This window comes from Corynebacterium sp. MSK218, from assembly GCF_030232655.1.
Lineage (GTDB): Bacteria > Actinomycetota > Actinomycetes > Mycobacteriales > Mycobacteriaceae > Corynebacterium.
The window spans coordinates 98,769-123,667 of the sequence record NZ_JASPGN010000008.1 but is presented as its reverse complement, the minus strand read 5'-3'; the positions used below and the strand labels follow the sequence as shown (position 1 = coordinate 123,667).

The following is a 24,899-nucleotide window of genomic DNA, read 5'->3' as shown; positions in this document are numbered from 1 at the left end:
CACTCGAGCTGAGGATTAGTTCGTAAAGACCTGAATCTGCTCGGTATCTGGGTTGTAGACGATGGAACCACCCTGGAAGTGAACGCGGACTTCCTTGCCATTGCCGGTGAGTATTTCGTCGGACGTCGGCAAACCAAGCTTGGCGGCGTTAGCGCCGGTTGCCCACTCCTTGGCAATCTGGCCCACCAGTGCGTGGGCGCCAGTCTCCTCGGAGTAGAGGACCACGCCGTTCTGGAAGAGCTGCGAGATGATACCCGATGTCTCATCCGGGCCGCCCACGGCTAGCCCCAGGACCGGTCCGAAGTTGTTGAGCACTGCGGTCCACGTCTCCCTGAGGCCCTCATTCTTGCTCAAGGACACCACCTTGGTCACAATGCCCGGAATCTGCTCGACCGGCAGTCCGCCGACCTTTTGGTCCATGTCAATCTGCTTATCGGAGCGGCTGTACATGATGCCGAAGACCGTGGCAGCTAGGCCGAGGAGTGCCGTGATGGTGCTGAGCGGAATCTCGGAATCACCAATCGAGGACATCGGCTCTTGCGCTGCCGGTTTGTTCGGGCGCGGTGCTGGTGCATCGGTGACTGTCGCTGTGTCGGTTGCAGTGGACCCTTCGAAGTCATCAGACCAATCGATTGAGCCAGATGCCCCAGACCTGATGGCCTTGTACTTCTTATGCGCTGCTGCACGAATCTGCGGCCAGAGCGCAATGGTGTAGCGGCCCGGGCATGCAGTGAAGTGAACGTCACTGTGGCCGAAGAAGCCGTAGACCGGGGCATAAGCACCGGCCGGGTACCTCGAACCGGAGAAGCCCTGCGAGCGAAGGTTCACGCGGGATTCCGGATCGACACCAGAGATAGCGGCCTTCCAGCCCGCCAGGTCCGTGACTGACTTCAGCAGGGCAGCGGTCGGCTGAGTCTTCTCGTAATTACCAATCATCGAGATGCCCCACGTGTTTTCGTTGAAGCCACCGATGTGGGCGCCCTGCACGGCCTCGTCGAGGCCACCATAGCGGCCTTCGTAAATCGTGCCGTACTTGTCCACCAAGGCGTTGTAGCCGATATCGCACCAGCCCAGGTTTTGCGCGTGGTATTGGTATGCCGCGCGGACCTGTGCAGCTGCCTGCGCGCGGGTGTAATCATTGGAACCTGCAGTGTGGTGCAGCGCGATGGCCTTCACGCCATCATCGTAATCAGCGTCCTTACAACGCAGGCTCTCATCCGCGCCCCAACGAGCACGAGATACCACGCGCGGCATACCGTCAGTATCGGCAGTGGGTTCGATAACCTCGCCCTCCTGAGCATTGCCGTCCATAAACACGGCCTCAAGGCCCTCCACGCTGGCGGTGTTCTCGACGTCCGCGACTGGCGCAATGTCACCGACATTGGACGCAATAGGCGCCGGCAGCGGGTTCGCGGAGCGCTCCGCGGCAGCATTGGCGGCGGCGAGGGAGGGGGAGACGTCGTCAAGCGCGGCGTCCTCCTCAACCTCCGTCTCCTCGAAGGATTCATCGAGGTTGGACCCCGTCACGAGATCGACGTTGTTGATGGAAACCTGCACATCGTTAGTGTCGCCCACGAAGATGAGCTCAGTACCGTTCGTGGCAGAGGGGTCATCGCCGGAGTAGGACATCGCGTCCATGTCGTACCACTCGGACCAGGACCCGTCCGGCTGCTTCGCGCGCACGAAGGCGGCGACATCGCGCGGGCCCTTCCACGTCACGGCGAAGGAGGAAAAGGTTTCGTCACGGTGGAACTGCTTCACCGCGCGCGGCCCGGAGCCGTCACCTTGGGAGGCGATGGCAGGGTCATCGACGACGACCGTTTCGCCCGAACCGAAGGACTCGCTGTGGGACGAAACTTCAATCGGCCCGTTGCCAGCCTCCTGGGTCTGGAGAATGGTATGCCCTCCGAAGGCGGCGGTGGTGACCACGGCGATGGAGGTGACCGCGGCGATAATCGGCGTGGACCACCGAGATTTCGCGGGGACGAGACGACGTTTCTGTTGCACTGTTACTCCCTAGGGGCTATCTGCAGGTTAAAAAGAGCGCAAAAAGTTAGCTAACGGGACACATGTTACGACAGTTGCGTGTGGGGTCGGAGGTGTGACACGCGCGTGTTCGTCATCCGCGGCACCAGGGGTAGCGCTGTTTTAAGCTGGAGTCCATGACTGCATATGACCTCATCGTTGTTGGATCTGGATTCTTTGGCCTGACCGTGGCCGAGCGCGCAGCCTCCCAGCTGGGCAAGAAGGTGCTCATCGTCGAGCGCCGCGAGCATTTGGGTGGCAACGCCTACTCGGAGGCCGAGCCGGAGACCGGCATCGAGGTCCACAAGTACGGCGCGCACCTCTTCCACACGTCGAATAAGCGCGTGTGGGAGTACTGCAACCAGTTCACGGAGTTCACCGACTACCAGCACCGCGTCTTCGCCATGCACGACGGCACGGCCTACCAGTTCCCTATGGGGCTGGGCCTGATTAACCAGTTCTTTGGCCGCTACTACTCCCCGGATGAGGCGCGTGAGCTCATCAAGGAGCAGGCCGGCGAGTTTGCGGTGGATGAGGCGCAGAACTTGGAGGAGAAGGCGATCGCGCTCATTGGTCGCCCGCTGTACGAGGCCTTCATCCGCGATTACACGGCCAAGCAGTGGCAGACCGACCCGAAGGAGCTGCCGGCCGGCAACATCACGCGCCTGCCGGTGCGCTATACCTTCAACAACCGCTACTTCAACGACACCTACGAGGGCCTGCCCGTCGACGGCTACGCGGCCTGGCTGGAGAAGATGGCGGAGCACGAGCTTATCGACGTCCGCCTCAACACCGACTGGTTCGACGTGCGCGAGGAGGTGCGGGGGGCGTCGCCAAGCGCGCCGGTGGTCTACACCGGCCCACTGGATCGCTACTTCGATTTCGCCGAGGGTGAGCTGGGCTGGCGCACGCTGGACTTCGACCTGGAGGTGCTGGAAACCGGTGACTTCCAGGGCACCCCGGTGATGAACTACAACGATGCTGACGTGGACTACACCCGCATCCATGAGTTCCGCCACTTCCACCCGGAACGGCAGGATAAATATCCTGCCGATAAGACGGTCATCATGAAGGAGTACTCGCGCTTTGCCGAGAAGGGCGATGAGCCGTACTACCCGATTAACACCCCGGAGGACCGCTCCAAGCTGGAGGCTTACCGCAAGCTCGCCGCTGCGGAGGCCCGTGAGAACCACGTCCTCTTCGGTGGCCGCCTGGGCACTTACCAGTACCTGGACATGCACATGGCCATCGCCTCCGCGCTGAGCATGTTCGACAACAAGCTGGCTCCGTTCTGGAACGAGGGCAAGGCCCTAGAGCAGGAGCGCGGCCACTAGGCCGCAGTGCTGCCCCCGGCCGCTCCCTATAGTGCGGCACGGCGCGCTATGCTGAAACACCTCGATGGAAGGAGGTGACGGCATGGCCCAGCGCAAGAAGAGGAAGCACGCGCCCGGGGCTGCGGACCGCAGCATGTGGAAGATGTCCCCGGAGCGGCTTGAGGAACATCTCAAGCTTCGGAATCGGGCAACGCAGATTCCCGATAAGAAGAAGCAGCAAGCAAAGAAGGCCTGCCGGAACACCCGGCAGGCCTTTGGCCTTTGTGGGCCCCGAAGACCATCGCCGGCGCCAATCATGAGCGGTGTGAAAGTAAAACTTGAGGTCGGGACAACAACTCGCTAAAGTTAATTACAGGTTAACAATAGGCGAACAGAAAGTGAGTTTAAAATGACCTCCCCGAATTCCCGTCGTTTCGATGCTCTGCGCCAGGATCTTCAGGCCGACTACGGTCACGAATACAGCACCGACGAGATCAACTCTGTCTTGGATGCTGCCATTAAGCGCCATGAGGAAGGCGCTACTCTCGAGGACTTTGTGCCCGTCATGGTGGAACGTGAAGTGCGTGAGCACTTTGGTGGCCACCGTATCCACGTGCGTTTTGCTGCCGGCGCCGACCATGCGCTGGCCCAGGCAGCCGTGGCGTTGACGAAGAAGTACGCCGGCGATGCCCTGCTGGTGGACGCTGCCGTGGCTCACCCGGAGAACGAGTCCGATTCCCACATGGCCCACGTGCTCCAGGAGCGCGGTATGGCTGAGCATCCGGACCGTTACCTTGAGGACCTGCGTCTGCTGACCATCCCGGATTTCATTGTGTACCTTGGCCGCGACCTCCCACGCGATGAGGCAGGCAAGGACATCAAGATTTGGGATATTGCTACCGCTGAAACGGTGGAAGAGACCCGCGAGTTGGCCGATGACCTCGGCGCCCGCGTGCTCTACATGCTCAACCGCCTGGGTATCGAGCCTATCTCGGAGGATGCCGCTGCCACGGCCTAAATCAGCTGGATAAAGACTTCCTCAACGCGGTCGACACTGCGCAGGGAATCTGGAAGGTTAAGACCGGCATGGGCGATGACGTAGGCGTCGCGTACATCGGTCTTGGAGTTGCCGACGTGGATGCGAGAGAGCTGTCGCATCGCAAGCCCTGGTAGATAGCGAACATCTGCCCCATGTCTTGGGCGACTGCGACGGTCAACCGGCCGATGTTGTTGGGAATAACAAGGACCGAGGCGTTGTCGGCGAGGAATTGGCCGAAGAGCTTGCGTAGCGAGCCTTCATGCTGATTGATGCGTTTGGACAGGACTTGCCTGCCTTGGGGATCGAGGACGCAGGCGTGGTGGAAGTATTTGCCGACGTCTACGCCAATGACGAAGTCATAGGCCATGGGTGTATGCCTCCTAGCGATGAATTAGAAGTTGGACTATTTAAGCTTCATCGCTGGGGTTGTCGGACATGCTTGCGCTGGCATCCACATTACTGTGAGACCTCATACCACCTGGGCTGGGTCAGGTTCCTATTAGCAGTTTGAGTGTGTCACTGTCTTCGGCGGCATCACCCCCGGATCATTTTCAGACAGGGGCGGGAATAAGCCATACCGAAGCCAGCGACTAGTTCCACTGTCCTTTCAGACGGAGGGAACGGAAATAAACATAACCAGCCCAATCGGGTGGACAGACTATGAATCTTCGGTGCCCTGAGGTGGAACTGCTAACAACGAAATGGGGGGGGAACGGGGGCAAAGTCAATAATTCGAGTCCGGCATAAGTGGCTAAGGATTGCCTAACCTAATACTGTTTCAAGTTATGTTCCCGATCGGGAATCGGCAACGGAAGCGAGGCGGCGACGATGAACAGAAAACGTGGATCGACCAGAGAACCCCTCTCCGGAGGGGGAGTCGGGGACGCGGGCCCGGACGGGACGGGCGACGGCGACGCGGTGGCGTCGCAGACGGACGACGGGCGGTTGGTACACGTCGCACCGGTCGCAGCGGGTGGCCGACCATCCACCCGCGATATGCTCGTCGCCGCCGCGATCGGCGTCGCGGGGTCTCTCGTCGTCGTGCCCCTGACCTACCTGCAGGTGTTCGCCGGCATCGCCCACGTTTATCTCGTCGCGGCGACGCTCGGGTTGTGGTTCCTGCAGTGCGTCGTTCCCCTCATCGTCGTCCGCAAGCCTGGCGCGAGCCTCATCGCGTGCCTTGCCATGGGCGTCGTGTCCGCGGCGACCACCCCGTTCGGCGTCGCCGCGATCGGGGCGCTGATCATGGAAGGATTGCTCATCGAGCTTCCGTTCATGGTCACCCTGTACCGGCGGTGGACGCGTCCCCAGTTCGTGGCGTCGGCGATGTTGTTCTCCGCGATGATGGGAACGATGGCCCCGCGCGCAGTTGGCGTCGACTCGCCGACCACGCCCATGACCCTGATCAGCTTCGCCGTAGCCTTGGCATCGAGCCTGGTGTTTTTGGTCCTGGGCTTTGCCGTCGCAAAGGGGCTTCGCAGCCGCGGGGTCACCCGGTGACCGCCGGAGCACCCGCGTGCGCCGGTGCGACACGCGGGACGGCCCCGGCCCGGTTACGGGTTAGTGGCGCGGGCGTGCGGCACGCCGATGGGCGATGGGCACCCGACATGGTGGATCTCTCCTTCGACTTCGGCACGATCAATGTCATCACGGGACCCGTGGGATGCGGAAAGACGAGCCTGGCCCACCTCATCGCTGGACTGATCCCCTCGCACATCCCCATCGACCATGCCGGATCCGTGCACATCGTTGATGTCGACGGCACCGAATGCCCCGTGGACGGGGACCGGGTCACCTTCGTCGGGCAAGACCCGGCGACGCAGGTGCTCACGCTTCGAGTCGTCGATGACGTGGCCATGGCCCTCGAGTTTTCCCTCGTGGAAGCCGACATCGTCGCCAAGCGATCAGCCGCGGCCCTATCAGAGCTCGGGCTGTCAGAGCTCGCGGAGAAGGATCCGTGGGCTTTGTCGGGCGGGCAACGCCAGCGGATGGCCATCGCCGGTGCGGTGGCCAGGGCGCCGGAGGTCATGATCTTCGACGAGCCCGCGGCCCACGTCGACGAGGATGGTCGCCGGTCGCTGTTCGCCGCCATCCGTGATTTGCGGGCTCCGGGTCGCGTCATCCTGCTCATCGAGCACGACCTCCGCCCGTTCGACGGGTGGGTCGACACGGTGACAATCCTCGATGTGGACGGGAGCGTCGCCGCGCACGGAGCGCCGGAGGGCATCGCGGTGAAGGGCATTGCGACGTCGGCCGCGACCGCCGGAGCGCCGGACGCCAGTACGCCGGGCACGGGGGCACCGGACCGTCTCAGTCCGGACCGGCGGCGAAGGCCCCGGGGAGCCGGGGATGGCGCCGATCCGGAATTGGAGGCGGATGCCGTTCCACTGCTGGCCTTGACCGGAGCCCATGTGGCCCGGGGCAGGGAGCGGATCCTGAACGGGGCCGATCTGACACTGGAACGGGGCGAGATCCATGCCCTGGTCGGCACCAACGGAGCCGGTAAGTCCACCTTGCTGGCGGTGCTGTCGGGCCAGATGAAGGCGGGAGCGGACATACGGATCGACGGCAAGTCCGCCCGGCGCGCCCCCGACGCCTTCGCGTCGTGGGCGTTCCAGAACCCCGAGCACCAGTTCACCCGTGCGACCGTCGCCGCGGAAATCGCCTCCGCGCTGGCCGGCACGGACCCGCACGGACCACTCGGCGCCGATGAGCTGAGGAAACTGCGGGAAGCCTTGTGCCCCCGGGCACTTGACCCTGTCTCGCCGTTCGTCCTGTCGGGCGGACAGAAAAGACGGTTGGGCATCTTCCTGGCGGTGGCGGCCAATCGCCGTTTGCTGCTTCTCGACGAGCCGTTGGCGCACCTGGATTCGCCGAGCTCGCGCATCGTACTGGATACGCTGGCGGAATACGCCGGGGCCGGCGGAACCGTTGTGTTCACGTGCCACGACCGCCGTGCCGCGCGAACGTGGGCGGATCGGGCGAGCATCGTCGCCGAAGGGAAGGTCGCCTGGTCTGGTCCCGCGGCCGACGTGCCGGCTGCCCCGGAGTCGTCCCGGCGGGATCGCGCACTGCCCGCGGCCGGCGCAGGGACGTCCGGGAATGAAAGCCCCTGGACCAGTGAATCCGCCTCTCGAAGGCGCGCAGGGTTGAACACCATCACGATTGTCGGGGCGGTGATGCTCGTCCTCGTCGCCGGGCTGCTCTCCGGCGGAGACGCCGTTCTCGCGCTGACTGGGGTTGCGTTCCTCGCACTCGCTGCGATCGCGGAACGCGACGTTCGGGCGACGGCGGGGAAGGTTCTCCTCGTCCTGTTGATCGGGGTGTTCTTCGGCCTGATCGGGTGGCGCTCCGAGTTCTACGGAGGTGGGGATACGGCGGAGGCCGTCCGCCACGGCATCCATCACGGACTGCTGCTGACGGCCGTGTTCGCGGGGACGGTCCTGGTCTCCGCGTGCATGCGCGTCGAGGAGCTTTTCGACGCCATGGTGCAACGCCTCTGGGTGCCCTACACATGGTGCACCATAGCGATTTCCGGGGTGAGCATCGCGGCGTTCCTGCGCAGCGAAATCCCCCAGCTGACATGGGCGATTAGATTGCGCTCGATGCAACCAGGGCAGTTTTTCCGCTCCGGTTTCATTCGCGCGACGACGCCCGCGCGCATCGCCTTCCCCTTGTTCGTCAGCGCCGTGCGCGGCGCCGAAAAGCTGTCCCTGACCCTGGCGATGCGCAACTTCGGCCGCCATCCGCGGCGTACCTTCCGCACCGATCACCCCTGGCGAGTGCGTGACGGTTTCGCGGCCGCAGCGTCCGCCGCGGCCTTCGTTGCCGCCCTGGTGTCCGCAGTGACTTGACGGGCACCCAGAACCGGCGGGCCCCGAGCCCGCGAGCGTTTCCGAGCCTGTACGGAGACGCGCCCCACCCAGTTGCTTCAACCCTTCAGACACATCCTCCGGGTCGCGCCATGCGGGCCCGGTCCGCCCGGCACCGGCATGGCGCCGACAACCGAAAGAGGTACCAGTGAACACGATCCGGACCATCAGCGACGTGCCTCGGGACAAGGCCGATGAGACGAAGAAGGGGATCACCTTCGTCGAGAGTCGGCGGGACGTCCTCGTCCCGTACGGCCGGGTCCATGCGGAGGCGGTGGCGGCTGCGACTCGGTTGGCCGAAGCCGGCATTGGCCCGTTCGAGGTGCATGCAGACTCACTCGCCCGTGCTTGCATCGACTCAGGCACCGGGTACATCGACGTCAACGATTCGATCGACGCCCGCCGCGCAATCATGGCCCTCGACGGGGATGCTCGGCGGGAGGGGGTTCCCGTGCTCACCGGGTTCGGCCTGTGCCCGGGCTTGTCGACGGCCCTGTTGATGCTCGGGGCCTGCGCTGCGGGGGCCGAAGAGGTCCGCGATGTGCGGGTCGATCTGCGAATTGGCGCCGACCAGGAATCCGGGGCCGCGTCGGTCGAGTCGATGTTCCGGACCATTCGCGGCGGATACCGCGCGATGCTCGGCGGCGCCATCGTCGAAGTGCGGCGCAACCTGGTGTCGTCGCAAAGCGGAATCGGCTACGAATGCCCGGACATCGACGTCGTACGCGGGGTGTGCCCCTCGATCCTCGGATTTTCCTACCACGTCGCCTTCGATGCTCTCCCCGATGAGTCGGTGGAGAAGATCCGCACGTCGAGACTGTACGCGATGCCCGTCGTCTCCGGTCTGCTCGCCCGTCTCGGGGCGGCCGTGACGTCGCGGAAGGCGCGGGCGAACGGCACTCCGCAACCCGCCGAGCTGGTCATCGCACTGTCCTCCGCCGGCGCGGGCGATGCGGGGTCGGCGGCCGAGACAACCGTCGTCCGGGCGACTGGCCCGGGTTCCTACAAAATGACCGCGGCCATTGCCGCCGCCACCGTTGCGTCGGTCGCGGGGAAGCCGGTCGCGCCGGGGTGCCGGGATCTCGTCAGCCACCCCCGGCTCCTCGAACCGGTCCTCGCCTTCGCCCGCGATGCGGGCATCCATATCGAGGTGCCGCATGACAACCCGACCACGGGGCCGCTGCCGACAGCGGCCCACTGCGATACCAAAGAAAAGGGGAAACGATGACGGATCAAGCTGAACGAGGTGCGGCGATCGTCGTCCGCGACCTCACGAAGAGCTACCCGATTGCGGGCAAAGCCGGCGCCGCGCCCGAAGGCGGGGCAGGTGCTCCGCCGGACGGCGGGCGCAAGGGAAAGCGCGGCGCCCGGATGCGCAAGCATGTGCTCGACAGCGTGAGTTTCACCGTGCCCGCCGGGTCGATCGTGTCGTTCCTCGGCCACAACGGCGCAGGCAAGACCACCCTCATCCGAATCCTGTCGACGCTCATCACCGCAGACTCCGGCGAGGTGAGCATCTTCTCGCGCGATGTGAAAGAGGATCCGGCGGGCGTGCGTGCCGACATTGCCACCACCGGCCAATTCGCGGCGATTGACGAGAACCTCACCGGCCGGGAGAACCTGGAGTTCTTCGGGCGTCTGCGCGGACTCGACCGCGCCGACGCGGCCGCCCGCGCGACGGAACTGCTCGCGCAATTCTCGCTCGCGGACAGTGCCTCGACGCTGGCGTCGGCCTATTCGGGTGGCATGCGGCGCCGCCTCGACATCGCCGCGTCGCTGTGCGTCGTGCCCAGGTTGCTGTTCCTCGACGAACCCACGACGGGGCTGGACCCGGTCAGCCGCGAAGAGTTGTGGGGCTTCATCCGGCAACTGCGGGACGACGGAATGACCCTGGTGCTGACCACCCAGTACCTGGAAGAGGCGGAGGCACTGGCCGACCACGTCCATCTGCTCAAGGACCGCCGCATCGTCGCCAGCGGAACGCCGGAGGAATTGCGCCGCGACTTCGGGTCGCACGTGCTCCGCGTGTCCTTTGCCACCACCGCCGAGGCGGAGGCGTTCGCCCGCTGCCTCGGAGGAACGTGCCTGGACGGCGCCCGCGTCGCGGGGAAGTCGGTGTCCCTCGACGTCGACCCCGGACCGCAGGTCCTCGAGGCGGTGGCGCAGGCGATGGAGGCCTCGGAAGCGTTGCCGGATTCGCTGAGCGTGTCGCCGCCCACCCTCAACGAGGTGTTCATATCGATGAACGCGGGGGGTGCGGCGCGATGAGTGCGACGTCGGTCGCGGCGTTCCTCCGTCGGGATCTGCTGCTGTTGCGACGCAACACCGCGTCGCTGATCTCCATGTTCGTCGTTCCTCCCCTCTTCCTGCTGTGCCTGTACGCGGTGTTTGGGTACTCGGCAGGGCAATCCGGCTTCGGGTATCTGCGTTTCGTGCTCGGCGGCTGCCTGTTCCAGGCGGCGATGTTCACCGCCGCGGCGTCGGCGATGGCGGTGGGACAGGACGTCGAATCCGGGCTCGTCGACCGTGTGCGCGTGTTGCCCGGGGCTACGGGCGGCTATGTCGCCGGCAGGCTCGCCACCGATGCGCTGCGGATGTCCGCGTCGATCGCGGCGCTGCTGATCGTCGCGTGGGCCTGTGGCCTCGACATGGCTCTCGGTGACGTCGCGTGGACAGTCCTGTGGTCACTGCTCGCCGCCGCGGTCCTGTCCCTGGTCACGGACGGGGTGATCCTGATGGTGCCCGCCCCGGTGTCGACGGCCTCATCGATCCAGGCACTGGAAATGCTGCTGCTCATGTTCTCCACCGCGTTCATTCCGGCGACCGCTTTGGACGGCTCCCTGCGCGACATCGTGCGCCACATGCCTTTTTCGCCGGTGATCGAGGTGATCAGGGCGGCGTCCCCGGGCGCCTTCCCGGATCACGCCGGGGAAGAGGCCGCCCTGTGGCTCGGTGTCGCGGTGGTCGCCGGAATCGTCCTGTTCATCCGCCGGTTCACCTCGAGGAGCGAATCATGATCGGCGCCATCTTCGTGCATCTGCGGCGCATCGCCCACATTTGGCTGCGGCGCCCCGACTTCTGGTTCATGACGTTCATTGCTCCGCTCGTGTACCTGTTCATCGTCAACCGCATGTTCGGTGGCCTGGTCAGGCAGCTCACCGGAGAGTTCGAACTCCGGAACGCGGTCATCCTGGTCGTGACGGCGTGGGCGTTCATCTTGGCCATCACGGGATCGTCCACCGTGTTCGTTGAACGCAGCAATGGCCTCCACGAGCGGTTGATCACAATGCCGGCACCGTACGCGGCCGTGCCGACCGCACGGATCATCGCCGAGTTCATCCGGATCATGGCGATGACGGTCGTCGTCGCGGCGGTGGCCGCCTTGCTTTCCGACGGCCCCCCGGAGGTGTCCTGGTGGTGGAGGATCACGGTGACCGGCGCGATGGTTGCCGCGGCGGCCGCATGCACCGGCACGTACATCGCGTTCTCCATCACTAGCCCCCAGGGATCCGTGGCCCTTATCCCGTTGATCATCGTTGCGATGTTCGTCAACACGGTGCTCATGCCCGCCGACCACTTCCGTCCCCTCCTGCGCGGAATCGCCGGGCACACCCCCGTATCCGCGGCCGGCGAGGCCGTCAACGGCACCGGGGCTGCGGGGCTGGTGGTCTGCGCGGCCTGGTTCTTTGGTATCGTCGTGCTCGCGGCGTGGGGCATCGCCGTGAAAACGAGGCCGGGGGAGTCTGCATGACGGCCCGCGAATCCGAGCATCTAACCCGAAACCGCCGCGTGGACGCGGCCCACACACCCGGAGACAGAACCAGATGAAGTCGATCGCCCAGATCGTCCAGAACAACCGCAGGCTCCTCGCTGCCTACGAGGACAAGGTTCAGCCGAGGTTCCTAAGCCGCTATGCGCGCGAACCGATGGACGCCGCCGCCGTGTACCGGAAGCTCCGTGCGCTGGATCCCGGGCCGGATGCGCCGGCCCGGGTCCTCGACCTCGGTTGTGGAACCGGGTGGCTCGCCCGCACGCTCGCCGCTGAGTCTCGCTATCGCAGGGCGAACATCGTCGGCTACGACCTGTCGCCCAATGCGATCCGCATCGCCCGCGAACGCGCCGCCGCCGACGGGCTCGGGGCCCGGACGGAATTCCACGTTGCCGACATCCTCACGCCGCTCGCGGGAGAGCCCGGCGGGGCCTGTGAAATCTGGGTGTGTGGCGCGCTCCACCAAATGAAGGATGCGGGAGCCGCGCTCGGCAGGGTCTCCGGGCTGCTCGCCGACGGCGGCATCGCTTACGTGCAGACGTTCGTCGAGGATCCCGACGTGAACGAGCGGGTCGACATGGCCGTCATGGCGAAGATGGGCCACCGGGTGTTCCGGGGCAGCGAGCTCGAGGACCTCGCCGAAGCCAACGGGCTGAAGCTGGACGGAGCCTCACGCGCCGGCATGGTGTATTTCTGCACTCTCGCGAAGAAAAGCGTGATCGGGGAGGCGGGGAAGTGAGCGCCGTGGACGGGACCGTCGGCCCGTGGTCGCTGCTCGCCCCGATCCGGACCCGGATGCGTGCGGTGGTCGCGTTGTCCGTCCTGTCGTCGGTGGCTACCGTCGCTTCGCTGGTCGGCATCATCGACATCGCGATGACGTACCCGGAGGCCCCGGTGCATCGGACGTGGTTGGCCGTGGCTGTCATCGTCGTCGCCGCGACGGTGCGAATGGCTGCAGACGGCGCCGCCGGCATGCTCTCGCACCGGGCGGATAACGACCTGCAGCTCCACCTCCGGCGCCGGTTGGTTGCCCATATCCGGAAGCTGCCGCTGGGCTGGCTGGACGCCCGGCGCTCGTCGGGGATCATCGGGTCGGTTGAGAAGGACGTCGCGGCCGTCCACCAGCTCATGGGCCACACCGTCGGCGAGACCGTGGTGGCGGTGCTGGTTCCCCTGCTTTCCCTCATCGCGCTCGTCGCGGTCGATTGGCGGATCGCGGCGGTGGCGGTCGTCCCAGTGCTGGTCACCTTCGCCCTGATGGGCATGATGATTTCGCGCGGAGCCGATCTTCAGCGCGACTACGAGCGAGCCTCTGAAAAAGTGACGGCTGCGGTCATTGAGTTGGTGCGCGGCATCCCTGTGATGAAGTCCTTCGGACGCGCCAACCAGGGCGCGGGCCGCTACGATGCCGCGGCGTCGTCGTTCGTCCGCGCGTGGTCCGCCTGGTCCCGGCAGTCGAACATCTATCTCGGGCTCATCGACGTGGTGACGTCCCCGATCACGGTCCTCGCAGTGGTGTGCGGCGCCGGCCTCGCTTTGAGGGACACCGCGGGCGGCAAACCCGAGGGTCTCGTCGCCGGGCTGGTTCTCGGCCTTGGACTCTCCGCGGCGATCGTGCGGGTGGCCATGAACTCCGAACCCATCATCGCGGGGCTCGCCGCTCTGAAGTCCATTGCGAAGGTGCTGAGCACGCCGCCGATCGCCGAGCCCGCCGATCCGGTGCCCGCGCGCGGGGGCGCGCTCGAGGTTCGGAACCTGGTCTTCTCCTACGGGGATGGGCCGCGGGTCCTCGACGGGATGTCCGCGACGTTCGAACCGGGGACCCTCACGGCGCTGGTGGGGTCCTCCGGTTCCGGAAAGTCCACCGTCGCCCGGCTGTTGGCACGTTTCCACGACCCTGTCGAAGGCTCGGTGCTGCTGGGCGGCGACGATCTTCGCGACATCGCCGTGCGCGACGTGCACCGTTCGGTGTCGGTGGTGTTCCAGGATCCGCAGTTGCTCACGCTGCCCTTGCGGGAGAACATCCGGCTGGCCAGGAGAGACGCCACCGACGGCGAAATCATGGCGGCCGCGAAGCTCGCGAACCTCGATACGGTCATCGCGGCGCTGCCGAAGGGCCTGGATTCGGTGGTCAACGTCGACGTGACCTTTTCCGGTGGTGAGGCGCAGCGCGTGGCCATCGCGAGGTCGATTGTCACGGACGCGCCGGTGCTCATCTTCGACGAGGCAACCGCTTACGCGGATCCGGCTTCCGAGGCCCTCATTCAGTCCGCAATCGAGCGTTTGGCTCGTTCGCGGACGGTGATCGTGATTGCGCACAGATTGAGCACGATCCGCAACGCCGACCGCATCCTCGTTCTCGATGGGGGAGCGGTCGCGGAGGCGGGCACCCACGACGAGTTGCTTGCGCGCGGTGGCCGCTACCGGGATCTGTGGCGCGCGTTCGCGCTCGACGACGAACCATCCGCCCCGCGGGGCACTGAAGCAGACGATGAAAAGGCAGGGAACCGATGATCCGGGACTTGTGGTCGATGACGGATCGGCGCTCGAAGATGACGCTGGCGTGGCTCATTGCGTTGGCCGCGCTTGCCGCGCTGGCACAGGGTGCGGCGTTCGTCGCGCTGCTGCCGCTGCTGTCGGCTCTGGCCGTGGGAGATGATGCGACGGCGTGGCGTTTCACCGGCGTCATCGCCGGCCTCGCGGCCGCCCATGCGGTGCTGTCCCTCGCCGCGGGGACGGTCGGCAGGGCGAATTCCGCAGCGGTGCTGTCGTCCCTGCTGCGTTCCCTGGGCGAACGCGTGCTGACGTTGCCACTCGGGTACGTCACCAAGTCCACGGCCGGCCGCTTTTCGGAGATGGCGTCTTCGGGCATGGCGTTCGCGGCGTCCGTGCCGCACGTGATCCTGAGGCCCGTCATCGCTGCTGTGGTTGCGCCGACCGTCATCGCTCTCGGAATTCTGGCGGTGGATTGGCGCGTCGGGTTGGTTCTCGTCGCGTCGGCGCCGGTGCTCTTCTTCGCCTACCGGGCCATTGGCCGGGTTGGCGGGGAGTCGGACGAAGCGCATGCTGACGCCGTCGCTGCCGTCTCCGGCAGGCTGATCGAGTTCACCCGCGGCCAGCAGGTGATTCGCGCCGCGGGCGACGGTTCGGCGGCGGACGCGATGGTGGATGAGGCGATCCAGGCCCAACACGATGCGTTCGCGAAGGCGACGTCGACGCAAGGCGCGGCCATCGGACGGTTGGGCTCGGTCGTCCATGCGGTGTTCACGGCGGCGGTGGTCGTCGCCGTGGCGGTCGCCGCGACGGGCGGGATGTCACCGGCGCATTTGGCGCCGATGCTCATTGTGGTCGTCCAGTTCACCGGACCGATCACCACGGCGGGAGCGTTGTCCGGCGGTTTCGGCGCGGGCCGCAACACGTTGGCTGCGCTGCGTGACCTGCGGGCGATCCCCGCCCTTCCCGAGCCTGCCGCACCGGAGCTGCCCGACGGGCATGACGTGGAGTTCCGCGGCGTGAGCTTCGGGTACGGGGAGAAGAAGGTCCTCGACGGCGTCAGCTTCCGTGCGCCTCAGGGAGCGCTGGTCGCCATAGTGGGACCTTCGGGGGCGGGCAAGACGACGGTCATGCGGCTGCTGTCGCGGTTTCATGATCCGGACTCGGGGGAGATCCTCATTGGCGGGGTGCCCTTGCCTCGGATCGGCACCGACGGCGTGAACTCGCTGGTGACCCCGGTGTTCCAGGAGACGTTCCTCTTCGACGCGTCCGTGCAGGACAACGTGGTCTTCGCCGACCCCGGATTCGGTTCCGGGCCCGGCGACGGAGACCGCTTGCGCGAGGCCGCCCGGCGATCCGGGGTGGACCGCATCGTGGAGCTGCTGCCTTCCGGGTGGGATAACCCGGTGGGGGAGGAGGGGACGCTGCTGTCGGGAGGCGAGCGGCAGCGCGTCGCCATCGCCCGGGCGCTTCTGAAGGATTCCCCGGTGGTGCTTTTCGACGAGCCGACGTCCTCGCTGGATGCGGCCACTGAGCGGGCGATTGTCGGCACGATGGAAGCGTTGCGCGGCGATCGCACCGTGATCGTCGTCGCCCATCGCCTGCACACCGTCCGCGATGCCGACCTCATCGTCGTGCTTTCGGAGGACGGGACGGTCGCAGAACGGGGCACGCACGATGAATTGCTGGCGAAGGGCGGCCGCTACGCCGAGTCGTGGACGTGCCGGACGGGAGGCTCCCCGGGCGCCTGATCCTCGTCCGTCGAGGACTATCGCTCCGGTCCGGTACCGGTGCAGTGGTCCCGCCACGCCGTCCCGGTCAGCGGGTCCTCGACGATGCCCTGGGCGACAGGGTCGTAATTGAAGCCGTAGTGCTCGGTGCGGTGGGCGGGGCACACGTCTTGGACGGTGATGTTGGTGACGCCGGGTTCCCGCACGAAGGAGTTTTAGTGGGGGAGCACGGCATTGTCGTGCCGCGTGCCCAGGAAGGTGTACCGCACGCCCGGTCGAGTGATGTCGCCGATGGTCAGCTCATTCAGCAGCATGGAACCGGAGATCTGCTGTTCCCAGGCAAGCGCGTTCGTTTTGCCGGCGTTTCGGGAGTATCCGTGGCGCATCTCGGGGTGGACGTCAAAGCGATCGGCTGCGCTGTGCGCCCGGGGCCCGTGGTTCGAGGCACCGGTACCGATGAGCTGTTCGACGACCCGGTCCCGGGAATGAGGATGACGGGCAATTCACCGTCCCGGGGCGGCACCGGAAGTCGTTGGCGCCGGGGGCACCAGACCGGGCTTGGCCATGGACAGGGCCCGGGCGGCCGCGGGTGAGGTTTGCCGGCGGCCGGGCCACCGGTCGGGAAACCGCCGTCCGACAGCGACGAGGGGATTCTCGTCACCTCGTCGGGGCGTGTTCCTATATAGGTTGTCAACTCCGCGGGTGGGCTTGTTGGGGGTGTGAACGGCTTCTGCTTCGTCTCGTAGATGTTGTTTTGGGTACCTCGAGGAGCCGATTGGGCTTGCTGTGCAATCGGCTTGGATGGGGGTCTGGTGGCTTTAGGCTGCTGCGGCCTCCTGGATTGTGGGGATGTCTCGGTAGAGCTCGCCGTTTCGCATCATGGCGAAGAGGACGTTGAGGCGTCGGCGTGCGAGTGCGACGACTGCGGCGTTATGTCTTTTGCCTTCTTTGCGTTTTCGTTCATAGAATTGCCGGGAACGCTCGTGGAATCTGATCGATGCAAAAGACGATTGCCATAGGGCGTTCTTTAATTTTTGTTGCCAGCGCGGTTGGGCGAATTCGACATAATGGACGTTCCTGATTGATTTGTCCGTGGTGATAGGCCTGCATAGGACGCTAGGTGCGCTGCATCGGGGAAGTCGGACATATCGCCAACAGTCATGAGGATCTGTGCTGCGCTACGTGGGCCGATGCCGGGCATGGATAAAAGAATCTCGGTTTGAGGAATGTCCTGAATGAGCTTGAGTACCACCTGTGCTTCTATTTCCTTGCGATGCTCTAGTTTGGCCAGTGCGTCTTTGGCGGACATTGCTACGCCAAGTTCGGCGTATTCTGCGCCGGCAATGGACACGGTCTGTCCGTGGATGGCAGCAAGCATGGCATCGATGACAGGCTCGGGATTGCGCGCTTTGTGACTGCGCGCAAAGGCTGCTAGGCGTGTTTTACCGATGCGTCGCATCTTGGTGGGGCCACCGTATTTCGCAAGTAGGTGGAGGATCCATTTTCGGTGAATCAATTGGGGCATGTGATGGCGGGGATTTCTCTGAAGGTTTCGTTTTCCCTTGCTGGCGTTTTTGCAGCATTTCTTGTTTGTACCGGCGTTTATCTCACTTGGGGAGCAGTTGGGAAGAGGTTCGCTAAAGCCGACTCTTTGAGCTGACTGAAATAGGAAGAAAGACACACTGATCATGTGTTGCTATGAGGAGTATCCTTCTTATTGCACAGAGTTAATAGTTGTCAGTTAGCGAAAAATTAGTCAGTATTGTTCTCTACTTTCTCAATCTCCCTCCGATTCGACACTCTCTTGAGCCTCTGACAATTGCGGCCACGAGTTCGTGACCATCGAGGTCGATTTCCTTTTGGCGCCGCAATCATAGGCGACGAAGTCGGCAAGGACATCAAGATTTGGGATATCGCTACGGCAGAAACCGTAGAGGAGACCCGCGAGCTGGCTGACGACCTCGGCGCCCGCGTGCTTTACATGCTCAACCGTCTGGGCATCGAACCCATCTCGGAGGATGCACCCCTCTCGGCTTAGCTTTCAGCCGCGTGGGAACTCAGCTGAAGAGTGCGAAACCACTAATCTTGGTTCCTGAATACTGTCGAAAACTGTGTGGAGAACCGAAGATATCGTGACTGCCAACAATTCTGCTGCGTACGAACCCGTACAGCGCATCCTGCTGCCGAAGCGCGGCGAGCCGAGCGACGTCCGCATGCTCTACCTCATCGAGTCCGAGCAGAACCGCGAGCGCCTCAGCTGGAACGACCGCACCTCCGTCACCATCCCGGCGGGCGAGGAAGCCTCCTTCGAGACCTACTTCAACGCTTTCCCGGCCGCCTACTGGCGCCGCTGGTCCCAGCTGAAGTCCATCGTGTTGGTGATGGACGTCGAGGGCGAGGCCAACATTTCCCTCTACCGCTCCAAGCAGGACGGCCAGCGCATTTCCGTGGCCAACCACGTGGTTACCACTGGCCACCATGAGTTCGAGCTGCCCCTGAAGAACTTCGAGGACGGCGGCCTGCTGTGGTTCGACGTCGCGGCGGTGGCAGACACCGTGCTTGCCGACGCCTCCTGGGCCGCCCCCCACGCCCCGAACCCGCAGCTGCTCCCGGACGGCAGCGAATACCCAGCGCAGGACAAGCGCGTGGCGGTGGGTATCCCGACTTTCAACCGCCCGACCGATGCCGTCGCGGCACTGAAGGCGTTGGCAGAGGACCCGGTGGTGGACGGCATCATCGACTACGTCCTCATGCCGGATCAGGGCAACCAGCACCCGGCAGACGAGCCGGGCTACGACGAGGCGGTGGCGCACTTTGGTGAGCGCTTCCGCGAGTTCCGCCAGGGCAATCTGGGCGGCTCGGGCGGCTACTCCCGCATCATGTTTGAAGCACTGGAGAATACCGACTCGCCCTACATCCTTTACATGGACGATGACATTGCCATCGAGCCGGATTCCATCCTGCGTGCGGTCCAAGCAGCACGTTACGCCGCCAAGCCCTTCATCGTGGGTGGTGAGATGCTCAACCTGCAGGAGCGCTCCCAGCTGCGCACCACCGGTGAGCGCGTCAACCGCGCTGACTTTATGTGGGGCGCGGCCGAGCATGCTGTGTACGACCATGACTTTGCCAAGTACCCGCTGCGCGCCATCGGCACCAAGGAGTCCCGCTTGGACCCGAAGAAGTACGACTCCCGCGCGCTGCACCGCCGCATTGATGTGGAATACAACGGCTGGTGGATGTGCCTCTTCCCGCGCATCGTGGCGGAGACCACTGGTCAGCCGCTGCCGCTGTTCATCAAGTGGGATGACACCGAATATTCGCTACGTGCTGCGTCCAAGGGTTTCCCCACGGTGACGTGGCCGGGTGCAGCTATCTGGCACATGGCCTGGGCAGATAAAGACGATGCCATCGACTGGCAGGCCTACTTCCACCTGCGCAACCGCCTTATTGTGGCGGCGCTTTACCACGAGGGCGACCCGCGCGGCATTACACGCAGCATCTTCAAGTCCACGCTCAAGCACACCATGTGCATGGAGTACTCCACCATGGCCATCCAGCTGGAAGCCATGAAGGATTTCCTGGCCGGACCGGATCGTCTCTTCGACATTCTGGAGTCCTCCCTGCCGCGCATTGCGGATATTCGCAAGGGCTATTCCGATGCGGTCATCATCGAATCCGCCGACCAGCTTCCCCCAGCTACCGGCGCGCCGGGCGTGCCCACCAAGAATGTGGGCGGCCGCCTTGGCAAGATTAAGAAGATTCCGTGGCTTATCCAGTCCGCCAAGCACCTGGTGAGCAAGGAGGACCGCGCTCACCACGAGGCACCGCAGCTCAACCTCACCCCGGAAGAGGCGCGGTGGTTCACGCTTTCCCGCGTCGATTCCGCCACGGTCTCCACCGCAGGTGGCACCGGAGTGGCCTTCCGCAAGCGCGACCGCGACCTGGCCAAGGAGCTGGTGAGCTCTACCCGCGAGCTGCTCAAGGAAATCGAGGATAACTTCGATGACCTGCGGGCTGAGTACCGCGCAGCCCTGCCGGAGCTGACCTCCCGTGAGTCCTGGCGAAAGGTGTTCGATGCCCAGTAAGTTCTCCGTCGCTGAATCCCACGTTCTAGAAAAGATCCAGGATGTGGCCTTCGACGCCCCCGGCGTCCTGCCCACTGCCCGAGCACTTAGCCACTTCGGTGAACATGCACTGGGCTGGATGGCCCTGTCCGCGATGGGTGCGGGCGTGAACTACAAGAAACCGGCGGTGCGCCGCCAGTGGATTGCGGTGGGCGCGGGCGCTTTCACGGCCCACGCGGCCAGCGTTGTGATCAAGCGCATTGTGCGCCGCAAGCGCCCGGACTATGACTACGTGAAGGTCGGCGTGAAAACGCCGTCTAAGCTGTCGTTTCCGTCGTCCCACGCGACGTCGACAAGCGCGTTCCTCGTCGGCGCCGCCCACGTTATGGGAACCCCAGCGCCGCTCGTGGGCGTGCCGGTCATGATGGCCTCGCGTATGGTGCTCGGAGTACATTATCCGTCCGATACCGCGCTCGGCGCCCTCCTCGGCGCCGCCACCGCAGAGGCCTGTCACCGCTATGAAAGGAAGACCCGATGAGCACCCGACGCGTTGATGACGGCGACCAGAAAGTCTTCCACTCGGAGCCGCACACGTCTGGCATCGATACCGGTCGCAAGCGCAAGCCGCCGAAGAACCTTGCCGATGGCATGGTCAAGGCCCTGCGCCCCAAGCAATGGGTCAAGAACGTCCTCGTCCTCGCCGCACCCGCCGCGGCTGGTGCGGACGCGCTGTTTCATACGCGCGTGCTTCTCGACGTCCTCCTCGCCTTCATCGTCTTCTGCATGGGCGCGTCCTCTATCTATCTGATCAATGATGCCCGCGACGTGGAAGCGGACCGCGAACACCCCACGAAACGATTCCGTCCCATTGCGGCGGGCGTGCTGCCGATCGGCCTGGCCTATGCGATGGCCGGTGTGCTCATCGTCGGCTCGATTGGCCTGTCCTTCTTGGCTACTGCGGGGCCGCACCTGGCCATCGTTATGGCGATCTATATCGGCCTGCAGCTGGGCTATTGCTTTGGCTGGAAGCACTTGCCGGTGATCGATATCGGCTTGGTATCCTCCGGCTTTATGCTGCGCACCATGGCCGGTGGCGTGGCTGCGGGCATTGAGCTGTCCCAGTGGTTCCTGCTGGTGGCGGCCTTCGGCTCCCTGTTTATGGCCTCCGGTAAGCGCTACTCGGAGATTCTCCTGGCTGAGCGCACGGGCGCGAAGATCCGCAAGTCCCTGGAGGGCTATACGCCGACCTACCTGCGCTTTGTGTGGACCCTGGCCGCCACCGCGGTGGTCATGTCCTACTCGCTGTGGGGTTTCCAGCTGTCCAATGAGTCTGATGGTCCGGCGGGCGTGTGGTACCAGGTGTCCATGGTTCCGTTTACTATCGCCATCCTGCGCTACGCTGCGGACGTCGACCGCGGCAATGGCGGCGCCCCGGATGAGATTGCATTGGAGGATCGCGTCCTGCAGATCCTGGCGTTGGCGTGGCTGGCCTGCATCGCCATGGCGGTCTATGTCATGCCGGTTATCGGCGGATAAGTACTCGCAACTGTCTCGGTGCTAGACTCTCTCCTCATGCGAAAACCCGATTCACGTACTTTGGCGGCGTTGAGCGCGCTGGCCTCGGTCCTGGTGATCGGGGTTTTCTCGTTCTGGGGAGGATACGCGCGCCGCTGGATTTCTGATGACGGCCTCATTGTCCTGCGCACCGTCCGCAATCTCGAGGCCGGCAATGGGCCGGTCTTTAACGTGGGCGAGCGCGTCGAAGCCAACACGTCCACGCTGTGGCAGTACCTCATTCTGCTGGTGCACTGGGTTTCTGATGCCTCTTTGGATTCCATTGCGGTGAATCTGGGCCTGCTGTTTTCGGTGGCGGCCATGATGCTCGGCGTGTGGGCGACCTCGCGTGGCCTGTATCGTTCCCGCTCCGAAGCCGCTGGCACGGGGTTGAGTGCCGTCCCGCTCGTCGCACCTGCTGGCGCACTGGTTTACCTGGCGCTCCCGCCTGCCCGGGACTTTTTCACCTCCGGGCTCGAATGGGGTCTGTCCATTTTCTACCTCGCGGCCTTGTGGGCTTTACTGCAGCGCTGGGCCGAAGGTACCAGCACCTGGAGCGCCTACGGGCTGGCCTTCTGGGCGGGCCTATCGTGGCTCGTGCGCCCAGAGCTTGCACTGTATGGCGGACTGACCGGCTTTCTGCTTTTGGCCACGCACCGCAATTGGAAGGTGTGGCTCGGCATCCTTGGCGCGGCCCTGCCTATCCCGGGCGCGTACCAGGTTTTCCGCATGGGATACTACGGGTTGGTGACGCCGCATACGGCGGTGGCGAAGTCGGCGTCGGAAAGCGCATGGGCCAGCGGCCTGAACTATCTGCAAGATTTCGTGGGGCCCTACGCCCTGTACCTGCCCGTCATCGTGCTGGCGGCCGCCGGCATCTGGGCTTTCCGTGCGCAGCTGCGCCCAACTGAGCTGCGCAGTTCCACGACGGTGACGTACCTGCTTCTGAGCGCGGTGGTCATCCATGTGCTCTATATCCTGCGCGTCGGCGGTGACTTCATGCACGGCCGCATGCTTCTGTTGCCCCTGTTCGCTGCGCTGCTGCCGGTTTTCGTGCTACCGCTCAAGGGGCTCGTTACCTGGTTGGCTGCGGGCGTGTGCGCGGTGTGGGCTCTCGTCATCGTGCTCAGGGGGCACGACACGGACTGGGATTCCTATGAAAAGACGCTGTCCATCGTGGACGAGCGCGACTTCTGGACCTACGCCACCAACCGTGAGGCAGGCCATCCGCCACGCTCAGCGCGCGACTATCTCACGATGAAGTTCATGAATGGCTACCCGGAGGCGATGAGAAAGCTTGAAGACGGTGATGCCCTCGCCGTTATTTATGTCGAAGATAAAGATACCGACCGCCTCAACTGGCTCACCGTGCCGCGCGAAGAAGGGTGCGAGCAGGCGCCGTCGCTGTTCTTGGTGAACCTTGGTATGACGTCGATGAATGCGCCGCTTGATGTCCGAGTCCAGGACACCATCGGTTTGGCCACCCCGCTGGCGGCGCGGATGCCGCGCGAGGAAGGCGGGCGCATCGGCCACGATAAATCCCTCGCCTTGGAGTGGCAGGCAGCGCAGTCGGGCGCAGATATTGATTACCTGCCGCCGTGGTATGACAAGGACACCACCCGCCGGGCCCGCGCTGCGCTGGAGACCCCGGAGCTCAAGGAGTTGGTGGCGTCGTATAGCGAGCCCATGTCCTGGGAGCGCTTCCGTAAGAACCTGGTCTTTTCCTTGACGACGGGCCGTACGCTACAGCTGTCGGAGGACCCAGCGGACTACCTCCCCGCCGGGTAGGCACCCCCGTAGGAAGACAAAACGCGGGCGGGTAGGTTACCCTACAAAAGATTCTCGTTATTGATCCGTAACCATCGCTGGCGTGTTGGCGATGTACTAGTGGCAGTAAGAATGTTAAGGAGAAACATGAGTGCACTAAGTTCCGCACTGCGGACGCGTGTCATGGCGGTTGTGGCCGCCATTGCTATTGCTCTGGGCCTCGTCGTCACCGCCGGCACCCAGGAGGCCTCTGCGGCTAACCGTGACTGGCTGCGTGGCGATGCCACCGGCGCCTGCGAGTGGGACCGCGTAGGTTTCTGGGTTCAGCGCTGTGATGTCTGGTCTGAGGCTATGGGCCGCACCATCCCGGTGCAGATTCAGCCGGCCAAGAACGGTGGCAACGCGGGCCTGTACCTCCTCGATGGTCTTCGCGCTACCGACCGCACCAACGCGTGGATCAATGACGTTAACGCCGCACGTACCTACGTCGACCACAACATCACCCTCGTGATGCCGGTGGGTGGCGCCGCGTCCTTCTACGCAGACTGGCGCGCCCCGGCCACCTATGACTTGGTGGAACCGGTGAACTACATGTGGGAGACCTTCCTCACTAAGGAGCTTCCGGCTTACCTCGAGGGCAACTTCGGTGTGGCCCGCAACAATAACTCCGTTGCTGGCCTGTCCATGGGTGCTACCGCAGCCATTACGTTGGCCGGCAAGCACACGGAGCAGTTCCGCCAGGCTCTGTCCTACTCCGGTTATCTCACCACGACTCTGCCGGGTGCGCAGACCTTTATGCGCCTCGCGCTTCTCGACGCCGGCGGCTTCAACATCAACGCCATGTACGGTTCCGTCATTAACCCGAAGCGCTTCAGCAATGACCCGTTCAACCTGATTCCGGAGCTGGCCGCTCACGGTACCGACGTGTTTGTCTCCGCCGCCTCCGGTATTCCGGGTCCGCTGGATCAGCAGCGCTATAAGCCGGAGCACATTGCTTCCGGTATGGCGCTTGAAGGTTTTGCTAATGCTACGACCCGCATGTGGGAGCTCAAGGCGCGCGCGATGGGTGTGCGCCTCCAGACGAATTACCCGGCCCAGGGCCTGCACAACTGGGAGCAGTTCGGCTACGAGTTGGAGTACTCCAAGCCGCAAGTTCTTAACGTGATGAACGCGTGGTAGGCGTGTAGACACCTTCCTTGTACGCCGGCTCGTCCGTCGTCCTCTAGCGGAATTATCCTCTGGAGGCGCTGGGCGAGCCGGCTTTGTCGTGTTC

At 64.3% G+C, this 24,899-nt stretch carries 19 protein-coding genes and 3 pseudogenes; 19 read left to right on the top strand and 3 right to left on the bottom strand.

Annotated features, from left to right (window positions below):
* Positions 1 to 15: 15 nt before the first annotated feature.
* Positions 16 to 2,007, bottom strand: coding sequence for an N-acetylmuramoyl-L-alanine amidase (locus QP922_RS08210; protein ID WP_284808825.1), 1,992 nt, complete (start codon positions 2,005 to 2,007; stop codon positions 16 to 18).
* A 155-nt stretch (positions 2,008 to 2,162) separates the two neighbouring features.
* Between QP922_RS08210 and glf the strand changes: the two genes are divergently transcribed.
* The 3 genes from glf to QP922_RS08195 all read left to right on the top strand — a co-directional run bounded on the left by glf (position 2,163) and on the right by QP922_RS08195 (position 4,356).
* Positions 2,163 to 3,359, top strand: coding sequence for a UDP-galactopyranose mutase (gene glf / locus QP922_RS08205; RefSeq protein WP_284808824.1), 1,197 nt, complete (start codon positions 2,163 to 2,165; stop codon positions 3,357 to 3,359).
* Between the two features lie 82 nt (positions 3,360 to 3,441).
* Positions 3,442 to 3,702 (top strand): hypothetical protein, encoded by a 261-nt coding sequence (locus tag QP922_RS08200; protein ID WP_284808822.1) that lies wholly within the window; start codon positions 3,442 to 3,444, stop codon positions 3,700 to 3,702.
* 45 nt (positions 3,703 to 3,747) lie between these two features.
* Positions 3,748 to 4,356 (top strand): three-helix bundle dimerization domain-containing protein, encoded by a 609-nt coding sequence (locus QP922_RS08195; RefSeq protein WP_284808820.1) that lies wholly within the window; start codon positions 3,748 to 3,750, stop codon positions 4,354 to 4,356.
* Positions 4,357 to 4,358: 2 nt separating this feature from the next.
* Here QP922_RS08195 and QP922_RS08190 read toward each other — a convergent pair.
* Positions 4,359 to 4,744: pseudogene (locus QP922_RS08190) on the bottom strand (IS110 family transposase); the annotation flags it as partial.
* 629 nt (positions 4,745 to 5,373) lie between these two features.
* Here QP922_RS08190 and QP922_RS08185 point away from each other — a divergent pair.
* The 10 genes from QP922_RS08185 to QP922_RS08140 all read left to right on the top strand — a co-directional run bounded on the left by QP922_RS08185 (position 5,374) and on the right by QP922_RS08140 (position 16,834).
* Positions 5,374 to 5,877 (top strand): ECF transporter S component, encoded by a 504-nt coding sequence (locus QP922_RS08185; protein ID WP_284808818.1) that lies wholly within the window; start codon positions 5,374 to 5,376, stop codon positions 5,875 to 5,877.
* A 107-nt stretch (positions 5,878 to 5,984) separates the two neighbouring features.
* The gene (locus QP922_RS08180) at positions 5,985 to 8,231 is read left to right on the top strand and encodes an ATP-binding cassette domain-containing protein (RefSeq protein ID WP_284808816.1); all 2,247 of its coding nucleotides are present in this window, start codon (positions 5,985 to 5,987) and stop codon (positions 8,229 to 8,231) included.
* A gap of 166 nt (positions 8,232 to 8,397) precedes the next feature.
* Positions 8,398 to 9,477 (top strand): saccharopine dehydrogenase family protein, encoded by a 1,080-nt coding sequence (locus QP922_RS08175; protein WP_227486179.1) that lies wholly within the window; start codon positions 8,398 to 8,400, stop codon positions 9,475 to 9,477.
* Positions 9,474 to 10,517: an ABC transporter ATP-binding protein gene (locus tag QP922_RS08170; protein WP_284808814.1), complete on the top strand. Its 1,044-nt coding sequence runs from the start codon at positions 9,474 to 9,476 to the stop codon at positions 10,515 to 10,517. The genes QP922_RS08175 and QP922_RS08170 overlap by 4 nt, the downstream gene beginning before the upstream one ends.
* Positions 10,514 to 11,266 (top strand): ABC transporter permease, encoded by a 753-nt coding sequence (locus QP922_RS08165; protein ID WP_284808813.1) that lies wholly within the window; start codon positions 10,514 to 10,516, stop codon positions 11,264 to 11,266. Before QP922_RS08170 ends, QP922_RS08165 begins: the two co-directional genes overlap by 4 nt.
* The gene (locus tag QP922_RS08160) at positions 11,263 to 12,000 is read left to right on the top strand and encodes an ABC transporter permease (RefSeq protein ID WP_284808812.1); all 738 of its coding nucleotides are present in this window, start codon (positions 11,263 to 11,265) and stop codon (positions 11,998 to 12,000) included. Before QP922_RS08165 ends, QP922_RS08160 begins: the two co-directional genes overlap by 4 nt.
* Positions 12,001 to 12,073: 73 nt before the next feature.
* Positions 12,074 to 12,757: a class I SAM-dependent methyltransferase gene (locus QP922_RS08155; protein ID WP_284808811.1), complete on the top strand. Its 684-nt coding sequence runs from the start codon at positions 12,074 to 12,076 to the stop codon at positions 12,755 to 12,757.
* Positions 12,754 to 14,532, top strand: coding sequence for an ABC transporter ATP-binding protein (locus QP922_RS08150; protein WP_070531852.1), 1,779 nt, complete (start codon positions 12,754 to 12,756; stop codon positions 14,530 to 14,532). The genes QP922_RS08155 and QP922_RS08150 overlap by 4 nt, the downstream gene beginning before the upstream one ends.
* On the top strand, positions 14,529 to 16,262 hold the full coding sequence (locus QP922_RS08145) for an ABC transporter ATP-binding protein (RefSeq protein WP_284808810.1): 1,734 nt from the start codon (positions 14,529 to 14,531) through the stop codon (positions 16,260 to 16,262). Before QP922_RS08150 ends, QP922_RS08145 begins: the two co-directional genes overlap by 4 nt.
* Positions 16,232 to 16,834, top strand: coding sequence for a hypothetical protein (locus QP922_RS08140; protein WP_204099402.1), 603 nt, complete (start codon positions 16,232 to 16,234; stop codon positions 16,832 to 16,834). The genes QP922_RS08145 and QP922_RS08140 overlap by 31 nt, the downstream gene beginning before the upstream one ends.
* A 225-nt stretch (positions 16,835 to 17,059) precedes the next feature.
* Here the strand turns inward: QP922_RS08140 and QP922_RS08135 are convergent.
* Positions 17,060 to 17,760, bottom strand: a pseudogene (locus QP922_RS08135) (transposase); the annotation flags it as partial.
* A gap of 360 nt (positions 17,761 to 18,120) precedes the next feature.
* Here QP922_RS08135 and QP922_RS08130 point away from each other — a divergent pair.
* The 6 genes and pseudogenes from QP922_RS08130 to QP922_RS08105 all read left to right on the top strand — a co-directional run.
* A pseudogene (locus QP922_RS08130) lies at positions 18,121 to 18,279 on the top strand (three-helix bundle dimerization domain-containing protein); the annotation flags it as partial.
* A 94-nt stretch (positions 18,280 to 18,373) separates the two neighbouring features.
* Positions 18,374 to 20,326, top strand: a complete 1,953-nt coding sequence (locus QP922_RS08125) for a glycosyltransferase (RefSeq protein WP_284808809.1) — start codon at positions 18,374 to 18,376, stop codon at positions 20,324 to 20,326.
* Positions 20,316 to 20,843, top strand: a complete 528-nt coding sequence (locus QP922_RS08120) for a phosphatase PAP2 family protein (RefSeq protein WP_284808808.1) — start codon at positions 20,316 to 20,318, stop codon at positions 20,841 to 20,843. Before QP922_RS08125 ends, QP922_RS08120 begins: the two co-directional genes overlap by 11 nt.
* Positions 20,840 to 21,841, top strand: coding sequence for a decaprenyl-phosphate phosphoribosyltransferase (locus QP922_RS08115; RefSeq protein ID WP_284808807.1), 1,002 nt, complete (start codon positions 20,840 to 20,842; stop codon positions 21,839 to 21,841). The genes QP922_RS08120 and QP922_RS08115 overlap by 4 nt, the downstream gene beginning before the upstream one ends.
* Positions 21,842 to 21,877: 36 nt before the next feature.
* Positions 21,878 to 23,647, top strand: coding sequence for an arabinofuranosyltransferase AftB family protein (locus tag QP922_RS08110; RefSeq protein WP_284808806.1), 1,770 nt, complete (start codon positions 21,878 to 21,880; stop codon positions 23,645 to 23,647).
* A 126-nt stretch (positions 23,648 to 23,773) separates the two neighbouring features.
* The gene (locus QP922_RS08105) at positions 23,774 to 24,805 is read left to right on the top strand and encodes an alpha/beta hydrolase (RefSeq protein ID WP_284808805.1); all 1,032 of its coding nucleotides are present in this window, start codon (positions 23,774 to 23,776) and stop codon (positions 24,803 to 24,805) included.
* Positions 24,806 to 24,899 lie beyond the last annotated feature (94 nt).